Genomic DNA, 18,974 nt, shown 5'->3' with positions numbered 1-18,974 from the left:
TAATGCCGCTCAATATGCCACTACTGGCGTCGTTTTGGGAAATCGAAATTTTGCCTAAGTAAGAAATTTGCCTAACTAATTAAAATTGGTCTTCTTCAGTCGAACCCGTTAGTGCCGTAACTGATGAGTTACCACCTTGGATCGTATTGGTCATTCTGTCGAAGTAACCTGTACCAACTTCTTGCTGGTGAGCTACGAATGTGTAACCTTTTTCTGCAGCCTGGAACTCTGGGCGCTGTACTTTCTCAACGTAGTGACGCATACCTTCACCTTGAGCATAAGCATGTGCCAGTTCAAACATGTTGAACCACATGTTGTGAATTCCCGCTAGAGTAATGAACTGGTACTTGTAGCCCATGTCTGCAAGCTCTTGCTGGAATTTAGCAATTGTCTCTGCATCCAGGTTTTTCTCCCAGTTGAACGATGGAGAACAGTTGTAAGCTAGCAGCTGTTCTGGGTACTCTGCGTGAATCGCTTCTGCAAACTTACGCGCTTCTTCCAGACAAGGCGTTGCTGTTTCACACCAGATCAAATCTGCGTATGGTGCGTAAGCAAGACCACGAGAGATTGCTTGGTCAATGCCAGCACGTACACGGTAGAAACCTTCTTGAGTACGCTCACCTTCGATAAAGTCTTTATCGTATGGGTCGCAATCTGACGTTAGTAGGTCTGCTGCGTTCGCATCAGTACGAGCGATAACGAGTGTTGTTGTACCTGCTACGTCTGCAGCCAGACGAGCCGCAACCAGTTTTTGTACCGCTTCTTGAGTCGGAACCAGAACTTTACCGCCCATGTGACCACACTTCTTCACTGAAGCAAGTTGGTCTTCGAAGTGAACGCCCGCCGCACCTGCTTCAATCATAGATTTCATCAGTTCGTAAGCATTTAGTACACCACCAAAGCCCGCTTCAGCATCCGCTACGATAGGTAGGAAGTAATCGATACCACCTTCGTCTTCTGGAGACTTGCCGCCAGCCCACTGAATTTGGTCAGCACGACGGAAAGAGTTGTTGATACGCTTAACAACAGAAGGTACTGAATCTACTGGGTATAGCGATTGGTCTGGGTACATTGTTGATGCAGTGTTGTTATCTGCAGCAACCTGCCAACCAGAAAGGTAAATCGCTTCGATACCTGCTTTTGCTTGTTGAACCGCTTGGCCGCCAGTTAGCGCGCCCAGACAGTTAACGTAGCCCTTTTTCGCGCTACCGTTGACCAGTGACCACAATTTGTCTGCACCACGCTGTGCAATTGTGTTTGCAGGAACCATAGAGCCACGAAGTTCAACAACTTCTTCAGCAGTGTAAGTACGTTTCACGTTTTTCCAGCGTGGATTCGTTGCCCAGTCTTTTTCTAGAGCTTCAATTTGTTGGCGGCGAGTTAATGTCATTGGTCTATCCCTCTTTATAATTTGCACTTTTCGTATGTGCGTTGAGTTCTCGTTCTCAGGCAGTACATCCTTATCTGCCGTCAAATTTCTTCACGTTATTGGTTTTGTATTGTTTTCTGGTATTCGTATTCTTAGTCCAAGTAGTCATAACCTGGAATGGTTAAGAAGTTCGTTAGCTCATCGCTGGTTGTCAGCTTCGCCATCAATTGCGCAGCTTCCTCAAAGCGACCGGCTTGATAACGCTCTTCTCCGATTTCTTGTTTCACAACTTCTACTTCTTCTTTCAGGTAGGATTCGAACAGCTCTTTTGTGACTTGTTGGCCGTTATCCAGCGACTTACCATGTTGAATCCACTGCCAGATCGAAGCGCGAGAAATCTCTGCGGTAGCGGCATCTTCCATCAAGCCGTAGATTGGCACACAACCATTGCCTGAAATCCAAGCTTCAATGTATTGCAGCGCAACACGAATGTTATGACGCATGCCCTGTTCTGTACGCTCGCCTTCACAAGGCTCAAGCAATTCAGCAGCGGTAATAGGCGCGTCTTCAGAGCGGCTGACTTCCAGCTGATTTGAACGCTCGCCAAGGATATTGCTGAATACTTCCATTGCAGTATCTGCCAGGCCTGGGTGAGCAACCCAAGTTCCGTCGTGGCCATTGTTCGCTTCCAATGACTTATCGTTATGAATCTTATCCAGAACCTTCTGGTTCTCTTCCTGGTCTTTTGCAGGAATGAAAGCTGCCATGCCGCCCATCGCAAACGCACCGCGTTTATGACAAGTACGTACCAGTAGTCGTGAGTAGGCATTTAGGAACGGCTTATCCATCGTCACAACCTGACGGTCAGGTAGTACGCGGTCTGGGTGGTTCTTTAATGTTTTGATGTAGCTGAAAATGTAATCCCAGCGGCCACAGTTCAGACCTACGATATGCTCTTTAAGCGAAAACAGAATCTCATCCATTTCAAACACAGCAGGCAGAGTCTCGATAAGCACCGTCGCTTTGATAGTGCCAGTTTCTAGACCAAAGTATTCTTCGGTGAAATGGAACACTTCACTCCACCACTTCGCTTCGTGGTGAGATTGCAGCTTAGGAATGTAGAAGTAAGGGCCGCTGCCTTTTTGTAGTAGCGTTTTGTAGTTGTTGTAGAAGTACAACGCGAAATCAAACAGTGCGCCTGGAATGATCTGACCGTGCCACGTAACGTGTTTTTCTTTTAAATGAAGGCCGCGTACACGGCAGATCAACACCGCTGGGTCGTCTGCCAGCTGATAATGCTTACCGTTGCCAGGATTGGTGTAACTGATGGTGCCATTTACGGCATCACGCAGGTTCACCTGACCATCCAATACCTTGGTCCAAGCTGGAGACATCGAGTCTTCGAAGTCTGCCATAAATACTTTTACGTTCGCATTCAGAGCGTTAATCACCATTTTACGATCCGTTGGACCTGTGATTTCTACTCGGCGATCTTGCAGATCTTGCGGAATCCCTAAGATCTTCCAGCTTCCTTCACGAATGTCTTGTGTTTCTGGCAAAAAGTCTGGCAGTTCACCCGCATCGATGCGTGCTTGTTTTTCTTCTCGAGCTTGCAGCAGTTGTTCTACACGTCCGGCATATTTTTCACAAAGCAGTGATAAGAAGGTTTGGGCCTCTGAAGGGAAAATTGCCTGATGTTCCGGAGCAAGTGCACCAGTAACCTCAAGCATGCCTTGGGTCTGCTTCGTTGGTTGTGTTTTTTGTTCTGTCTGAGCAAGCATAATCATTCATCCTTAACGTGCTTTATCAATCTTGGGCAGTCAGCGAAAAGCTACATTTGTAAGTTACGAACAACAAACTACATCCTGAATATTTGTGTTCATCTCTTGAGGCCGTGTCTAGAGATTGCGTAAAAATGAGTGCGTTTGCAATCTAGACATAAGTCTTACCGGCCGTTAATTAAGCTATATCAACAAAGGGTTTAGAGGAACCCCCAAGATAAACAAAAGTTGAAATTCGAAGTTTTATTCGGCGCGGATCAAACGGTTGATTTTTGATGGTGTTTTGTAAGTTATTACGTAATTAAATTACATGATTTTTTTGATACAAATGTCACTTCAAACAGGTGTATGAATAGTTTGGTAGGGAGGAGATCCTTGTATTCACAAGGGTGGGCGCTAAGAATTCAAACAAAGATTAAACACTATGCATAAGTAGATGTGTAAAATTAACATTGTAAAATTTCACTATTTTATGAAATCTTCATCAAAGAAAAGCTGTAAAATTTTACAAGTCAAAGTTTACGAACAGCATAAAATGCTAAAAAGCACACCATTTACAGTGTGCTTTTGGAAGGATATCAGGACAGATTAGGCTAATACTAATAGCTAAAGCAGTTCAGAAACGACATCTGCAAGCTGATTAAAGGTGTTCGTACGTGACGAACTTGGACGCCAGACCAAACCAATTTCTCGATAGGCTTGTGTACCTGGTGGGTCGATAACCACTAAATTTTGGTTATGTAGCAGTCCGTGCTCAATGGCCATCTGAGGAATAAAAGTCGTCCCCAGACCGTTAGCCACCATTTGTACCAAGGTATGTAGACTTGTCGCCGTGAATGGATTGATTTTTTCTTTGTCCGTTAATTTACACGCAGAGACCGCATGTTCCGTGAGACAGTGTTCTTTCTCTAGAAGAAATACCGACTCATCTGGCAGATCCGCATAACGAATAGGTACCGGTACTGATGACGCTTGGCTTGCACTGATCACCATGCGGAATGGGTCTTTACCGACCACTCGGCTTTCCATTCCCTCAATTTCTACTGGTAACGCCAATATCAGCACATCCAACTCTCCATGCCTGAGGGCCTGTAACAAGTTGCTTGTCGTATCTTCTCTCAGTAGCAGGTTGAGTTGTGGGAAACGATAATTAACTTCCTGAACCAGATCACTCAGCAAAAAAGGAGCAATGGTTGGGATGCAACCGACTTTTAGCTGCCCCTGCATATCATCGCCCTGGCACATCCGTCCTAGCTCAACTAAGTCCTGTCCTTTCGCCAGCAGTTCACGACCGCGCTTCACGACCATTTCACCAGTTTGAGTGAAAACCAACGGGCTTTTTTTATCTTTCTTTTCATATAAAGGACAGCCAATCAAATCTTCTAGATTCTGAATGCCTTTACTGAGGGTAGACTGGCTGACAAAACAACGAACAGCCGCATCGCTAAAATGGCGTGTTTCATGTAATGTCACCAGATAATACAGCTGCTTTAAACTAGGCCACTTATTCATAATTTTATTACTACCTACCACTACGGAAGTGATCAAGTTAAGAGTTTTGTGATTATCGCTTTTTTCGATTAACTCAATCTATTTAATTCGCTTTTTTCAATACTACAATCTGTACTATAGTTTGTCTCGATTTAATACGGACCAGGACGGCATAACTCTATTCGTCTTGGAACAAACCATACTTTTTAGGAGCAAAAAAATGGTACTAGTAGGTCGTCAAGCCCCTGATTTTACTGCTGCAGCTGTTCTAGGTAACGGTGAAATCGTTGATAACTTCAACTTTGCAGAATTCACTAAAGGTAAGAAAGCCGTTGTGTTCTTCTACCCACTAGATTTCACTTTCGTTTGCCCATCTGAGCTAATCGCATTCGACAACCGTCTAGCTGATTTCCAAGCTAAAGGCGTTGAAGTAATCGGCGTTTCTATCGATTCTCAGTTCTCTCACAACGCATGGCGTAACACTGCAATCGCAGATGGCGGTATCGGTCAAGTTAAGTACCCACTAGTTGCTGACGTTAAGCACGAAATCTGTAAAGCTTACGACGTTGAGCACCCAGAAGCAGGCGTTGCTTTCCGTGGTTCTTTCCTAATCGACGAAGAAGGTACTGTACGTCACCAAGTAGTTAACGACCTACCACTAGGCCGTAACATCGACGAAATGCTACGTATGGTTGACGCTCTTAACTTCCACCAGAAGCACGGCGAAGTATGTCCTGCACAGTGGGAAGAAGGTAAAGCAGGTATGGACGCATCTCCAAAAGGTGTTGCAGCGTTCCTATCTGAGTACGCTGGTGACCTAGCGTAATCAACTAGACCTCACCCAAGCTCAACGGGTGAAATGGTTGGATATATATAAAGCAAAAGCTATAGCGGAAAACCGCAAACGCCAATCAGTCTAAGTAAAGTCTTATAAAAGCCCAGGGCATCTGCTCTGGGCTTTCTTTTTTCACTTTATAAACACAAACGAGGTAATGCCCTAGCGCTAACTTTACCTCTATTTCCCGAAGCGACCGTACAGATTCTCGCTCTTGTCCTTGTTACTATTTATCTAGAACATGCATTTGAGAAAACCACATGATTACTCAATTAGAAGTCTGTATCGACAACATTGAATCTCTCCACCATGCCATTTCTGGTGGTGCTACGCGTATTGAACTCTGCTCCTCACTTGCTTTAGGCGGACTAACCCCGAGTTGCGGTTTTATGCAGCAAGCAGCAAAGCTTTCCACGGTTCCCGTCTACGCCATGATTCGCCCACGTCAGGGAGACTTTCTCTATAACCAACAAGAAATCGAAATGATGCGTTGGGATATCGAAGCGGCATACCAGGCAGGCTTAAACGGGGTGGTTCTCGGCGTACTGACTCAAGACGGTGATATTCATATTCAGTATGCGACAGCTTTGTGTGAATTTGCGCTGGCGCTCGGATTAGGCGTTACATTCCACCGAGCTTTTGATCAGTGCCGTAACGCAGAGCAAGCTCTGGAGGATGTCATAAGCTTAGGTTGTGAGCGTATATTGACATCTGGGCTGGCACCATCAGCGCCTGCAGGCAGCGAAGTGATTAAATCATTAGTACGACAAGCGAATGGACGCATTCATATCATGGCTGGCGCTGGCATTAATGCTGATAACGTACGCGCTTTAGTAGAGAGGACTCTCGTACAAGAAGTGCACCTTTCAGGCAATAGTACACGCCCAAGTGAGATGAACTTTATCGCCGAACAGAGCAAAATGGGCGCATCCGATGTTGATGATTTTGCGATTCCTGTTACCAGTACAGGCGCCATTGCCAGCGTGGTCTCAGCTCTCAAATAAAAGCCTAGATACTCCGCCACCTGCAATTGAATGCTAACATATTGATAATCAAGGATTGAGGAATGAAGTATGTCTAAGCTGAAAAACAAGGAATACGAAAAAGAGCTCAAAAAGCTGCAAATCGAACTGGTTAAGCTTCAGGAATGGGTTAAACACAAAGGATTAAAAGTCGTTGTCCTGTTCGAAGGTCGAGATGCAGCGGGAAAAGGTGGAGTCATCAAGCGAATTACCGAGAAGCTCAACCCGCGTGTATGTCGCGTCGTCGCTCTACCTGCTCCAACAGAGAAAGAAAAAACACAGTGGTATTTTCAACGTTATGTCACGCATTTGCCTTGCGCCGGGGAGATAGTCTTGTTTGACCGCAGTTGGTATAACCGCGCTGGCGTTGAAAAAGTAATGGGCTTTTGCTCTGCGGATGAATACGAAGAATTCCTGCGTTCTTGTCCTGAATTTGAGCGTATGCTGCAGCGCTCAGGCATCATCTTGATCAAATATTGGTTCTCCGTCTCAGATGAAGAGCAGGAGAAGCGATTCCTTGGGCGTATTAACACGCCGATAAAACGCTGGAAGTTCAGCCCGATGGATTTAGAATCCCGCCACCGCTGGGCCGAATACTCAGAAGCGAAAGATAAGATGTTTGCCTATACCGACACCAAAAACTGTCCTTGGTGGGTTGTGCCATCGGATTCTAAAAAGAAAGCTCGGCTAAATTGCATCAGCCATCTTTTGAGTCAGATTGATTACAAATCACTTGAATATCCACCCGTTGAGCTTCCTGAGCTCAACAAAGAAGGTTACGTCAGAGCGCCAATCGACGATCAAACCTTTGTGCCAGATAAGTATTAGTCTTTCAGTTAAGATAAAAAAGACCAGCTCTATGCTGGTCTTTTTGTTGATTCGATTTCATTTACTTCAAGACATCATCGATGCTCTGATCACCAAGGTGTCTCACATCTTTACCTTTTACGAAGTAGATGATGTATTCACAGATGTTCTGACAGCGGTCTCCCACTCGCTCGATAGCTCGTGCTGACCACATCACCTGCAGAATATGTGGAATGTTTTTTGGATCTTCCATCATATAAGTCATTAACTGACGGATTACCGCTTCATATTCCGCATCGAGTTTATCATCCTGCTTGTGTACTTCGGCAGCGGCTTCCACATCCATACGTGCAAACGCATCAAGTACCTGATGCAGCATTTGAATCGCCTGACGGCAAAGTGGCTCTAACGACACCTGGAACTGGCGTTCTTTAGATGAAGGGCTTTCTATTGCGACATAAGCAATGCGCGTTGCTACATCTCCAATGCGCTCTAAATCGGTGATCGTTTTGATGATGGCCATGATTAAGCGCAAGTCTTTCGCTGTCGGCTGACGTTTGGCGATAATACGAGTACACGCATCATCGATAGACACTTCCATCGCATTCACTTTGTGGTCATCACGCACAACCTTTCGCGCAAGCTCGATATCTTCTTTATTTAAGGCTTGAATAGCATACGACAGCTGCTGCTCAACCAAACCACCCATAGTTAAAACATGAGTACGAATCGATTCTAGCTCTACGTTAAATTGTCCTGAAATATGACGTCCAAAGTGCATAATTGTCCTTCTGTTTAATCTCGTCGCAGGCCTTAGCCGTAACGACCGGTAATGTAATCTTCAGTCTGAGTCTTGACCGGTGACGTGAAGATTGAGTCGGCATCGGAATACTCTATTAGCTTACCCATGTGAATGAATGCCGTATGGTCGCTAACTCGCGCCGCTTGCTGCATGTTGTGGGTAACAATAACCACAGTATATTGAGTTTTTAGCTCATTGATAAGCTCCTCAATAGTCAAAGTGGAGATTGGATCAAGTGCTGATGTCGGTTCATCCAATAAAAGGACTTCTGGCTCAATCGCGATTGCACGAGCGATGACCAAACGTTGCTGCTGACCGCCTGACAAACCAAATGCGTTCTCATGCAAACGGTCTTTCACTTCATCCCACAAAGCCGCTGAACGCAAAGAACGTTCAACCGCGTCATCCAAAGAGCGGCTATTCTTCACTCCTTGTAAGCGAAGTCCATAGACCACATTTTCGTAGATCGATTTAGGAAATGGATTTGGTCGCTGGAAGACCATACCAACGCGGCGTCTGAGCGTTGCTACATCAACATTAGGATGATAGACATTCTTGCCATGCAGACGCACTTCTCCAGTGACCTTACAACCTTCAACTAAATCGTTCATGCGGTTAATACAACGCAACAGAGTCGATTTACCACAGCCTGATGGTCCGATAAACGCCGTTACTCTGCCTTTAGGAATGCGCATTGAGATATCATGTAACGCCTGCGTTTGTCCGTAGAAAAGATTAAGGTTCTCTATTGAGATGGCTGTCTGTTCATCCGTCAGGTTATACACGTCTAACGGTGGCTCATAACCCAATGTATTATCAAAATTAAACATACTTAATCTTGTCCTAACGTTCTGTATTTTTCACGCAAGTCATTACGAATACTGATTGCTGTTAAGTTTAGTCCGACAATCACAGTAATGAGCAGGAAAGAGGTGGCGTACACCAGCGGACGCGCTGCTTCAATATTGGAGGTCTGGAAGCCGACATCATAAATATGGAAGCCCAAGTGCATGAACTTTCGGTCTAAGTGTACATACGGAAACTGTCCATCAACGGGTAAGCTCGACGCTAACTTCACGACTCCCACCAGCATCAATGGTGCTACCTCACCCGCTGCACGAGCGATTGCCAGTATGAGTCCGGTAATAATCGCCGGCGTCGCCATCGGTAAAATCACACGCCAAAGCGTTTCAAATTGGGTTGCTCCTAGCGCTAATGAACCATGACGAACAGAGCTTGGAATCCGAGTTAATCCTTCTTCTGTCGTCACAATAACGACTGGAAGCGTTAACACGGCTAAGGTTAACGCAGACCACAACAAGCCTGGCGTACCAAAGGTCGGTGCTGGTAACTTCTCGCTATAGAACAGGTTATCGATCGAACCACCGATGGTGTAAACGAAAAATCCTAAACCAAAGACGCCATAAACAATCGACGGAACACCAGCCAGGTTAATAACCGCAATCCGAATTACTCGTGTCAACGCATTGTTCTTGGCGTATTCATGCAGGTAGATCGCCGCAATCACGCCCAACGGCATGACGATGATCGACATAATGAGCACTAAGAAAACCGTGCCAAAAATTGCAGGGAAAACACCGCCTTCCGAATTAGACTCGCGCGGATCGTCCGATAAAAACTTCCAGACCTGCTTGCCCCAGTGCGCAACTTTTCCTGGCAGCGACATTTGGTTTGGATACCAGTAGTCCAGAATATCTTCGAGTGGAATCGAGACTTGTTCACCAGTCATGTCTTCGACAATCAGAGCATAGCCAGATAGCTGTAAACGAAGACCATCAAGCTGCAAGTCCAGACTCGCCAACTCTTGCTCTATTTGTTCCTTTTGCTTCTGGTTATCCGCTAAAAACGCATCGGTAATAGAGTTGTTCAGTTCATGTTTGCGCTTGTTCAGGCGCAATTGTTCCAACTGCCAGCCGAGATCCTGGAGTTGATTGACCACCAGCGAATCGATCTCATGACGCAATGTTTCCGCGTCATCTATCTTTTCGTCAAGTATCGTCCGAATATCTTTGTCATATCGCTTGTCTCCATCCTGGAAGGCAAGCATTTTGCCAAAGAAATATCCCCCGCTGCTGCGTTCGATAACCGCTAACTCTTCAGGTGTGGTCGGTTCATCCAACTGCATTTGTAACACTGAAATGAAGTCCGCTGGATAAAGCTCTCGGTTGGCAATTTTAATACTCAAACGAGTGGCAAAATCCTCATCTTCATCGAGTTTCTGCGCGGCCTCTTCTGGTAGGTAACTTTTGGGAACAAAGCTTCGCTCGTAAACCTGACCAATGAGTTTACTGTTTTCCTGCAGCACTTCACCCTGCACAGGTGTCAGCGCCGCCACATTCCATTGATACAAGGGTGCAGGCCAGAAAAAGGTTAACCCTTTCCAGCCTATAAGCAGGAGCAAACCTAAAACGGAGAGCAAACTGATACTCACCGCTCCGCCCGTTAGCCATATCCAAGGTGCGCCTGAACGAATCCAATTTAACACGCGATTACTCGCTCTTTGCTCAAACTACTATTACAACGCACGGTACTTATCTCTCAATCTTTGACGGACAAACTCGGCAAGCGCATTCACCGCAAAAGTAAATAAAAACAATATTAATGCAGCAAGGAACAGCAGGCGGAAATGCGTACTGCCTACTTCTGATTCTGGCAACTCAACCGCAATCGTTGCCGACAAGCTGCGCATTCCCTCTAAGATGTTCCAATCCATTAGTGGTGTGTTGCCCGTCGCCATTAGCACGATCATGGTTTCACCTACAGCACGCCCTAACCCCATCATAATGGCAGAGAAAATACCAGGACTCGCTGTCAGCAGAACCACATAAATCAGGGTCTGCCATGGTGTCGCTCCCAAGGCTAAAGAGCCATCCGACAAGTGCTTTGGCACCGAGAAAATCGCATCCTCAGCAATAGTGAAAATCGTTGGTATAACCGCAAACCCCATCGCAAGCCCGACGACCAATGCATTACGCTGATCAAAACCAATACCATGTTCCGTCAAGAACAAGCGCATATCACCACCGAAGAAACTCTGCTCGATAGTTGGAGATAGCCATACACCCAATACAATCAGCACCAACAATACCGGCATCAGTACTAAAGCATGCCAACCATTTGGCAGCCTATTTCTTAGCGACTGCGGGAGTAAAGCCCAAAGCCCACCCATGATCATAGTACTCAGCGGCAATATAAAGAGCATCACCACAACCGTAATCAAATGGTCTTCGACAATTGGAGCAAACCAGAGTCCGGCAAGGAAACCGATGATCACGGTCGGAAGCGCTTCCATTAGTTCTATCGACGGCTTAACCACTCTTCGCATGCGCGGTGACATAAAGTAAGCGGTATAAATTGCCCCTAATACCGCCAGCGGCACTGAGAACAACATGGCAAACATCGCAGCCTTAATTGTACCAAACGCGATTGGCACCAGGCTGAACTTCGCTTCAAAGTCATCACTTGCCGACGTCGATTGCCAGACAAATTCCGGTTCGGGATACCCTTCATACCACACCTCTTGCCACAGAGAAGAGAGCGACACTTCCGGATATGGGTTGTCTACAACGGCAATATCAAGCTCATCATCTTGCCAAGTAATTAAGTAACGTTCATTACTCGACATCGCGGCTAAAGCGGGCGCTTGCTGATAGGCGCGCTTAAATAACACCAATTTTTCACTGGTGGTGTAATGACTTTGCACGGTGCCATTGGTGTAAAAGCTATAGAACCCTTTGCGGTGAGAGTCTGGTAACAAATACTTGAGCTCTGAAGCCAGCTTAAAACTACGAATGTAAGTCAGCGTTCGATTGTCTCCCTGAAGCGTATCGAACCATTGAGAAACCGTGCCATCATTATGGGTGACAAGCAGAGAATAGGCGCCAGATAACAAATCGATATTTCGTACCGAATGCTTGCTATCGCCTTGTGTCAGGTCAATGACCTCACGTACTACAAACGTGAACTTTTCTTTCTTCAAAATGATCAGCTCTGAACCATCTCGCAGATACAGCGTCTCCCCTCCTGGGGTTAGCAAGATTTGATCGGGAGAGTTGAAGCCGGCAGAAAAGGTAAAATCAATCGTAGTTGGCTCGTCACCCAACAAAGAAGATGAGAACTGCCAACGCGCGTGAACCTGACCACTTTGAGTTTGCCAGACAATCGTTGGTGCTTGTTCGGAAGCACTGAAAGCAAACTGAACCACAGGATCGGAGGCGTCGGTTAAAGCCAGATTCATACTGGTGTGGAACGCGACGATCTCTGGTGGACGCGCATTCTCTTTTAAAGTCGCATTAAACTCAGGTTTGAATATATGTACTTGCCCTTCTTCATCGACCAGACCGTACCAACCTCGGCCCGGCGCTGATTGAGAAAAAGAATTAGGATGAGTGACGAGTTTCTTCGAGTACACTGGAGACGATGCAGTCTCATCCATCGAGAGGAATTGAGCCACACCATCATCGGAAAGAACAAAAGCCAGTTGGGCATAATCATCAACAGAAATCGCTAACGGCTTACCTACCTGAACGCTTCTGGACGCTTGATTTGTCTCTATTTTCGCATCCGAAAACAGAGGAATAATAACCATAGCGAGATAAACAAAAATCAAAATCAGCGCAGCCAGTACGCCCACTCCACCTGTCGTCACTGCAAGCCTGACCAAACGATCTTTAATCAGTCGCTTCTTATCTTTTTCCTGCAATGAAAACTCGGCTTGTGCCATTTATCTCTCTACCTTTTTTTACTCAGTACCAGAATATGTCTTTTAGATGACAATTATATTACAGATCACATTAACCAACTGAAAAGAAAACAACTCTGGAACCCAACAAGCATGCTGAAATAAAACTGTAACAAAAATCTCATAATGTTCTCATTCAACTATATTTTCCTTGATGAATATGCAAATTTCACCTTTTGGCTAGGTAAGATAATGAGCACTGAAAAACTATATGTAGAAAAAGAGCTTAGTTGGTTGTCTTTTAATGAACGAGTATTGCAAGAAGCCGCAGACAAAACGGTTCCATTGATCGAGCGAATTCGATTTCTGGGGATCTTTTCCAACAACCTTGATGAATTCTATAAAGTCCGTTTTGCGGACGTAAAACGCAGAATCTTAATCAATCAGGAGCGTGGAGGAAATGACAGTTCCAAACGCCTGCTGTCAAGGATGCAAGCGAAAGCCTTCAAGCTTAACGAAAAATTCGACGAACTTTACAGTGAATTAATACGAGAAATGGCTCGACGTCGCATTTTCTTGGTGAACGAACAGCAACTTGATGAAGTGCAACAAAAGTGGATAACCAAATACTTCCGTAACGAAGTTATGCCACATATTACGCCGCTTCTGATGAAAGACGAAATCGACGTCCTGCAATTCCTCAAGGACGAATACGCTTATATCGCCGTAGAGTTGCGCAAAGAACAACACTCACAGTACGCACTGATCGAAATTCCAACCGATCACTTGCCTCGCTTCGTGATGGTTCCTGAGCAAAAAGGCAAACGCCGTAAGACCATCATTTTACTCGATAACATTATTCGCTACTGCTTAGACGAACTGTTTAAGGGCTTCTTCGACTATGACGAGTTGAGTGGCTATGCCATGAAGATGACACGGGATGCGGAGTATGACTTACGTAATGAGATCGAATACAGCTTGCTGGAACAGATGTCAGAAGGTGTGAATCAGCGCCTTACTGCAATGCCGGTGCGTTTTGTCTATGAGCGGGAAATGCCGCAGAATATGCTCGACTTTTTGTGCAGTAAGATGAGAATTTCGAGTTACGATAACCTCATTCCTGGCAGCCGTTACCAGAACTTCAAAGACTTTATATCCTTCCCTAACGTTGGACGTGACTACTTAGAAAACAAACCCATGCCGCCAATGAAGTGTGCTGATTTCGAAGGTTATCCCAACAGTTTCGAGGCGATTAAAGCCAAAGATATTCTGCTTTACTACCCGTATCATACTTTCGACCACATCACGGAACTGGTTCGCCAAGCATCGTTCGATCCGAAAGTCATTGGTATCAAAATCAATGTGTATCGTGTCGCTAAAGATTCACGATTAATGAACTCATTGATCGATGCCGTACATAACGGAAAGAACGTCACCGTGGTTGTTGAACTGCAAGCTCGCTTTGATGAAGAAGCGAATATTGAATGGTCTAAAGTGCTCACAGAAGCAGGCGTGCACGTTATCTTTGGCGCTCCGGGCCTGAAGATACACTCTAAGTTACTACTCATCAGCCGTCGTGAAGATGACGACATCGTTCGCTATGCACACATCGGTACGGGTAACTTCCACGAAAAAACGGCGCGAATTTATACCGACTTCGCTCTACTTACCGCTGACCAAGAACTCACCACAGAAGTTCGTAATGTCTTTGGTTATATAGAGAACCCGTATCGTCCGGTAAAATTCAATCATCTGATGGTGTCTCCACGAAACTCGCGTTCACAAATTTATCGTCTCATCGATGGTGAAATCGCCAATGCAAAAGCAGGGAAAAAATCCAGCCTGACGATCAAAATTAACAACCTAGTCGACAAGGGCATCGTCACCCGACTTTATGCGGCAAGTAATGCTGGCGTAAAAATAAATATGATCATTCGTGGCATGTGTTCTCTGGTACCGGGGCTCGAAGGAGTGAGTGAGAATATCCGTATCATCAGTATCGTGGACCGCTTTCTGGAACACCCAAGGGTGATCATCGCCCACAACGATGGCGATCCTCAGGTTTACATCTCGTCGGCAGACTGGATGACTCGTAACATCGATCACCGCATCGAGGTCACGACCCCAATCCGCGATCCTCGCTTGAAGCAAAGAATTATTGATATAATTAACATTCACTTTACTGATACCGTAAAGGCACGCTTGATAGATAAAGAGATGAGCAATAGCTACGTACCTCGCGGTAACCGCAAAAAAGTTCGCTCACAAGTTGCCATCTATGACTATCTTAAAAATATAGAAAAGCAAACCAGAAGACAAAGGCCAGATGTCTCAGATACTTGAACAAGATGAACGTTATATTGCCGCGATTGATCTCGGCTCGAATAGTTTCCACATGGTGGTGGCAAAAGTTGTCGGTACTGACCTGCAATTAGTCAGCCGTCACAAACAACGAGTTCGTATGGCTTCGGGCCTGGACAATGAGCTGAACTTAAGCCATGCATCGATGGAGCGCGCTCTTGAGTGCCTGGCTATGTTTGCCGAACGTCTGCAAGGCTTTGACGAGTCTAACGTGCGCATTGCCGCGACGCATACGCTTAGAAGAGCCAAAAACGCACACTTGTTTATCAACCGCGCCAAAGAGGTGATGCCATTCCCGATTGAAATCATCCCGGGAGAGGAAGAAGCACGCCTGATTTATTTAGGCGTGGCACATACTCAGGTCGAGTCAAATTCTAAACTCGTTGTTGATATCGGTGGCGGCAGTACCGAGATGATCATCGGTCAGGGCTTTGAACCTGAGCTGCTCAACAGTAAACAAATGGGCTGTGTCAGCTTTACTGAACAGTTCTTCAAAAACGGTAAGTTATCGGGGAAAAACTTTAGCAAAGCCATGCTGGCTGCTGAACAAAAGCTCGAATCTATCGCGAGTAAGTATCGCAAAAAAGGCTGGGACATTGCGCTTGGTTCATCGGGGACGATAAAAGCCATTCAAGAAGTATTGATTGGTCTGGGCTATGAAGACGGACTAATTACGTTAAAACGCCTCAACAAGCTTATTGAGGCTTTATGCGCCTTTTCCTCCATTGACGACATTGAACTCACCGGATTAACTGACGAGCGTAAGCCCGTTTTTGCAGCTGGTGTCGCGATTCTTACCGCCATTTTCCAGGCATTAAAAATAGAACAAATGTTCTTTTCCGATGGGGCACTAAGAGAAGGATTGTTGTATGAGATGGAAGAACGCTTTGCCCGCTCTGACATTCGCATGCGCACCACTGAAAACTTAGCTCAGAAACATCGAGTCGACCTTGAACATGCGGCACGCGTTAAAGGCCATGCCAGAGACATGTTAGAGCACGTTCATTCCGAGCTGGGTATTAAGAAGAAAAGCGATCTGTTTGACTTATTAGAGTGGGCAGCACTGCTACACGAAGTCGGCCTGAGTATTAACCTACGCAGTTTTCATCGCCATTCATTCTATATCCTCTTGCACTCAACACTGCAGGGCTTCAACCGAGAGCAGCAGTTGGTGTTAGCAACGCTGGCTCGCTTTCAGCGCAAAGCTTTAAAACTCAATGAATTGCCTGAGTTTAATCTTTACAAACAAAGTGATGTGCTTAGCTTGATTAAAATCCTGCGGATTTCGATCGTGCTAAATGGCCAGCGCAACGACGAGCCACTGCCCGACATCACTCTGTCGATCAAAGATGATGTCTGGACGTTAACCTGTACGGATGAAGAGTGGCTGGAGAACAACAAGTTGCTTCATGCAGACTTACAGGAAGAGCAGCAGCGTTGGGAAAACGCGAAGTGGGTACTCACCTTTTAAAACAAAAAAGTTCATCACTAAAAAGTCGGCTTATAAGCCGACTTTTTTTAACTCTTCTTTTGCAAAATCAGCCGTGATTGGCACGTAACCATCTTTCTCAACTAACGCCTGCCCTTGAGCAGAGAAGATAAACCGGATGAATTCTGCTTCGATAGGTGAGAGCGGGAAATCCGGATGCTTGTTTACGTAGACATAGAGAAAGCGCGAAAGTGGGTACTTACCCGTCACGATGTTATCCCGAGTTGGACTGATGTAGTCTGTGCCCGTTTTAGCGATAGGTATCAGGCGTACTCCCGATACACGGTAGCCAACACCAGAATAACCGACACCACTTATTGTGGATGCCACAGACTGCACTACAGAAGCAGAGCCTGGCTGCTCATTAACACGGGTTTTAAAATCACCACCACACAAGGCGTTACTTTTAAAGTAGCCATAAGTACCCGACACCGAGTTACGACCAAATAATTGCACATTACGCTTGGCCCATTCGGCCTGTACTCCGAGTTGTTGCCAGTTAGTGATGAATTGGCTTTCACCACAACGCAACGTTGCTGAAAACATCGCATCCAGCTGCTTAAAGTTCAGCCCCGATATTGGGTTATCCTGATGGACAAAGATACCAATAGCGTCAATCGCAACACGCAAAGCCGTCGGCTTGTAACCGTGCCCACTTTCAAACGCTTCGATTTCTCTTAAGCGCATGGGACGACTCATCGGTCCGAACTGAGCGGTTTGTTCTGCTAATGCGGGGGGCGCAGTTGACGATCCTGAAGCTTGAACCTGGGCATTAATGTTTGGATAAATGGACTTGAACTCTTCGACCCATAGCGTCGTCATGCCCGCTAACGTATCGGATCCAACAGACAGCAAATTGCCGACAATACCCGTTGTTTTCTGGTAACTAGGCAACGGCTTATCTTTTGCTAAAGACGCACCTGAGCTCATCAATGCAATTAGCGCTACAAGTACTGATTTACTCACTCGGTATACCATTACTTCGCCACCAAACGGCCAGGAAGTACAAACGAGAATTTACTCCCTACGCCGACCTCACTCTGGATTTCTAAATGAGAGTCATGATGGCTGAGAGCGTGCTTCACAATCGCCAAGCCCAGACCACTACCACCCGTATCACGCGATCGAGCCTTGTCTACCCGATAAAAACGTTCCGTCAGTCGGTGTAAGTGTTGAGGCTCGATACCATCACCACTGTCTTCCACTTCCAGACAGGCTCCTTGAGCATTCTGATACCAACGCACATTAATATTGGCGCCTGGCGGGGTATATTTCACGGCGTTATACACTAGGTTAGAAATAGCACTACGAAGCTGGTCGTCATCCCCGAATACGCGCAGGCTTTCGTCTACATCGAACTTCAGTTTATGATGATCGTCGCCACTCAGGCTTGCCGCTTCTTTTTCCAGTACTTCGAGCATTGCAGGAACATTGACGATATCTTCGAGTTCATGCATCGGTGCTGCTTCGATTTTCGATAACGTTAGTAATTGATTAACCAATGCGTTCATGCGGTTAAGCTGTTCGGTCATAACACCGTGAGCTTTGGTCCACATTGGACCTACGATCATATCTGGATCTTCCGTCATCTCCAGATAACCTTGCAGAACCGTCATTGGCGTGCGCAGTTCATGAGAAACATTGGCAAAAAAGTTGCGGCGCATGCCTTCCAGTTGTTTTAACTGACTGACGTCACGCACAACCATCAGGTGCTCGCCTTCAGTGTAAGGTACGATACGCAGCTCTAACATACGCTCCACATTGATAGGTGAACGCATTTCTAGAGGATCAGAGAAATCTTGTTTATTGAGGTACTTAATGAAGTCGGGCGTGCGAATCAGGTTTGAAATCGGTTGACCGGAGTCTTCTGGCCAGTGAAAACCCAAGAGGTGCTGTGCAAGTTTGTTACACCAGACAATATTGCCTTCCGCACGGAATACCACCACAGCATCCGGCAGTGATTCTGCACCATTTCTAAAACGACGAATGAGGTTAGTTAGCTCTTTGCGCTTACGGCGTTGACGTTGTTGCAAACGGTATAAGCCATTAAAGAGCGACTCCCAATTGCCACTACCAGAAGGAGGCGTAAGACGCTTTTCGTCCCATAACCAAGAGGACAACCGAACTTGATTATGTAAATGCCACACAAGCTGCAACGCCGTCGCTGCTAATAGCAACCACGGCATATAACCGAATATCCAACCTACTATCACCCAGGGGGTGTAAAAAAAAGCCAGCTCCCAGGCCAGCTTTTTCCACGTTAATCTTTCAACCACTCATTACTCCAAAAATGGGACCGTTCAGCTGACTACCAA

General features: G+C 45.9%; 14 protein-coding genes and 1 pseudogene. 5 read left to right on the top strand and 10 right to left on the bottom strand.

Going from position 1 to position 18,974, the window contains the following annotated elements:
* Positions 1–79: 79 nt before the first annotated feature.
* From aceA to VEJY3_RS02730, 3 genes are all read right to left on the bottom strand, one after another.
* Positions 80–1,390, bottom strand: coding sequence for an isocitrate lyase (gene aceA, locus VEJY3_RS02740; protein WP_014230919.1), 1,311 nt, complete (start codon positions 1,388–1,390; stop codon positions 80–82).
* Between the two features lie 131 nt (positions 1,391–1,521).
* The gene (aceB, locus tag VEJY3_RS02735; protein ID WP_014230918.1) at positions 1,522–3,150 is read right to left on the bottom strand and encodes a malate synthase A; all 1,629 of its coding nucleotides are present in this window, start codon (positions 3,148–3,150) and stop codon (positions 1,522–1,524) included.
* Positions 3,151–3,756: 606 nt separating this feature from the next.
* Positions 3,757–4,662, bottom strand: coding sequence for a hydrogen peroxide-inducible genes activator (locus VEJY3_RS02730; protein WP_014230917.1), 906 nt, complete (start codon positions 4,660–4,662; stop codon positions 3,757–3,759).
* A gap of 199 nt (positions 4,663–4,861) precedes the next feature.
* Between VEJY3_RS02730 and VEJY3_RS02725 the strand changes: the two genes are divergently transcribed.
* From VEJY3_RS02725 to ppk2, 3 genes are all read left to right on the top strand, one after another.
* The gene (locus VEJY3_RS02725) at positions 4,862–5,467 is read left to right on the top strand and encodes a peroxiredoxin C (RefSeq protein WP_014230916.1); all 606 of its coding nucleotides are present in this window, start codon (positions 4,862–4,864) and stop codon (positions 5,465–5,467) included.
* Positions 5,468–5,736: 269 nt separating this feature from the next.
* The gene (locus VEJY3_RS02720) at positions 5,737–6,480 is read left to right on the top strand and encodes a copper homeostasis protein CutC (protein ID WP_014230915.1); all 744 of its coding nucleotides are present in this window, start codon (positions 5,737–5,739) and stop codon (positions 6,478–6,480) included.
* 69 nt (positions 6,481–6,549) lie between these two features.
* Positions 6,550–7,326 (top strand): polyphosphate kinase 2, encoded by a 777-nt coding sequence (gene ppk2, locus VEJY3_RS02715; RefSeq protein ID WP_014230914.1) that lies wholly within the window; start codon positions 6,550–6,552, stop codon positions 7,324–7,326.
* A 61-nt stretch (positions 7,327–7,387) separates the two neighbouring features.
* Here ppk2 and phoU read toward each other — a convergent pair whose 3' ends face one another.
* From phoU to VEJY3_RS02695, 5 genes and pseudogenes are all read right to left on the bottom strand, one after another.
* A complete protein-coding gene (gene phoU, locus VEJY3_RS02710) occupies positions 7,388–8,086 on the bottom strand; it encodes a phosphate signaling complex protein PhoU (RefSeq protein ID WP_014230913.1) in 699 nt (232 codons plus the stop codon).
* Positions 8,087–8,118: 32 nt separating this feature from the next.
* The gene (pstB, locus tag VEJY3_RS02705) at positions 8,119–8,937 is read right to left on the bottom strand and encodes a phosphate ABC transporter ATP-binding protein PstB (protein ID WP_014230912.1); all 819 of its coding nucleotides are present in this window, start codon (positions 8,935–8,937) and stop codon (positions 8,119–8,121) included.
* Between the two features lie 2 nt (positions 8,938–8,939).
* Positions 8,940–9,794: a phosphate ABC transporter permease PstA gene (gene pstA / locus VEJY3_RS26165; RefSeq protein WP_372378656.1), complete on the bottom strand. Its 855-nt coding sequence runs from the start codon at positions 9,792–9,794 to the stop codon at positions 8,940–8,942.
* A gap of 374 nt (positions 9,795–10,168) precedes the next feature.
* A pseudogene (locus VEJY3_RS26160) lies at positions 10,169–10,613 on the bottom strand (phosphate ABC transporter, permease protein PstA); the annotation flags it as partial.
* A gap of 30 nt (positions 10,614–10,643) precedes the next feature.
* Positions 10,644–12,851 carry an ABC transporter permease subunit gene (locus VEJY3_RS02695; RefSeq protein ID WP_014230910.1) on the bottom strand — a complete coding sequence of 736 codons (2,208 nt, stop codon included), beginning with the start codon at positions 12,849–12,851 and terminating at the stop codon, positions 10,644–10,646.
* Between the two features lie 210 nt (positions 12,852–13,061).
* Here VEJY3_RS02695 and ppk1 point away from each other — a divergent pair, with 210 nt between their 5' ends.
* Positions 13,062–15,152, top strand: a complete 2,091-nt coding sequence (ppk1, locus tag VEJY3_RS02690) for a polyphosphate kinase 1 (protein ID WP_014230909.1) — start codon at positions 13,062–13,064, stop codon at positions 15,150–15,152.
* Positions 15,136–16,641, top strand: a complete 1,506-nt coding sequence (gene ppx, locus VEJY3_RS02685; protein WP_014230908.1) for an exopolyphosphatase — start codon at positions 15,136–15,138, stop codon at positions 16,639–16,641. The genes ppk1 and ppx overlap by 17 nt, the downstream gene beginning before the upstream one ends.
* 30 nt (positions 16,642–16,671) lie before the next feature.
* Here the strand turns inward: ppx and VEJY3_RS02680 are convergent, their stop codons facing one another.
* Both VEJY3_RS02680 and phoR read right to left on the bottom strand, forming a co-directional pair.
* Positions 16,672–17,637 carry a PstS family phosphate ABC transporter substrate-binding protein gene (locus VEJY3_RS02680; protein WP_014230907.1) on the bottom strand — a complete coding sequence of 322 codons (966 nt, stop codon included), beginning with the start codon at positions 17,635–17,637 and terminating at the stop codon, positions 16,672–16,674.
* Entirely contained in the window at positions 17,637–18,935 is a 1,299-nt protein-coding gene (phoR, locus tag VEJY3_RS02675) for a phosphate regulon sensor histidine kinase PhoR (protein WP_014230906.1), read from the bottom strand. Before phoR ends, VEJY3_RS02680 begins: the two co-directional genes overlap by 1 nt.
* Positions 18,936–18,974: the final 39 nt, after the last annotated feature.

The organism is Vibrio sp. EJY3 (genome assembly GCF_000241385.1).
GTDB lineage: Bacteria > Pseudomonadota > Gammaproteobacteria > Enterobacterales > Vibrionaceae > Vibrio > Vibrio natriegens.
Note: the sequence above shows the minus strand (reverse complement) of the source record. Positions and strands in the feature narration are given on the sequence as shown.

Coding starts and splice junctions, on each gene's coding strand:
- aceA (WP_014230919.1), bottom strand. CDS start 1,390: ATGACATTAACTCGCCGCCAACAAATTGAAGCTCTAGAAAAAGACTGG.
- aceB (WP_014230918.1), bottom strand. CDS start 3,150: ATGCTTGCTCAGACAGAACAAAAAACACAACCAACGAAGCAGACCCAA.
- VEJY3_RS02730 (WP_014230917.1), bottom strand. CDS start 4,662: ATGAATAAGTGGCCTAGTTTAAAGCAGCTGTATTATCTGGTGACATTA.
- VEJY3_RS02725 (WP_014230916.1), top strand. CDS start 4,862: ATGGTACTAGTAGGTCGTCAAGCCCCTGATTTTACTGCTGCAGCTGTT.
- VEJY3_RS02720 (WP_014230915.1), top strand. CDS start 5,737: ATGATTACTCAATTAGAAGTCTGTATCGACAACATTGAATCTCTCCAC.
- ppk2 (WP_014230914.1), top strand. CDS start 6,550: ATGTCTAAGCTGAAAAACAAGGAATACGAAAAAGAGCTCAAAAAGCTG.
- phoU (WP_014230913.1), bottom strand. CDS start 8,086: ATGCACTTTGGACGTCATATTTCAGGACAATTTAACGTAGAGCTAGAA.
- pstB (WP_014230912.1), bottom strand. CDS start 8,937: ATGTTTAATTTTGATAATACATTGGGTTATGAGCCACCGTTAGACGTG.
- pstA (WP_372378656.1), bottom strand. CDS start 9,794: ATGTCGCTGCCAGGAAAAGTTGCGCACTGGGGCAAGCAGGTCTGGAAG.
- VEJY3_RS02695 (WP_014230910.1), bottom strand. CDS start 12,851: ATGGCACAAGCCGAGTTTTCATTGCAGGAAAAAGATAAGAAGCGACTG.
- ppk1 (WP_014230909.1), top strand. CDS start 13,062: ATGAGCACTGAAAAACTATATGTAGAAAAAGAGCTTAGTTGGTTGTCT.
- ppx (WP_014230908.1), top strand. CDS start 15,136: ATGTCTCAGATACTTGAACAAGATGAACGTTATATTGCCGCGATTGAT.
- VEJY3_RS02680 (WP_014230907.1), bottom strand. CDS start 17,637: ATGGTATACCGAGTGAGTAAATCAGTACTTGTAGCGCTAATTGCATTG.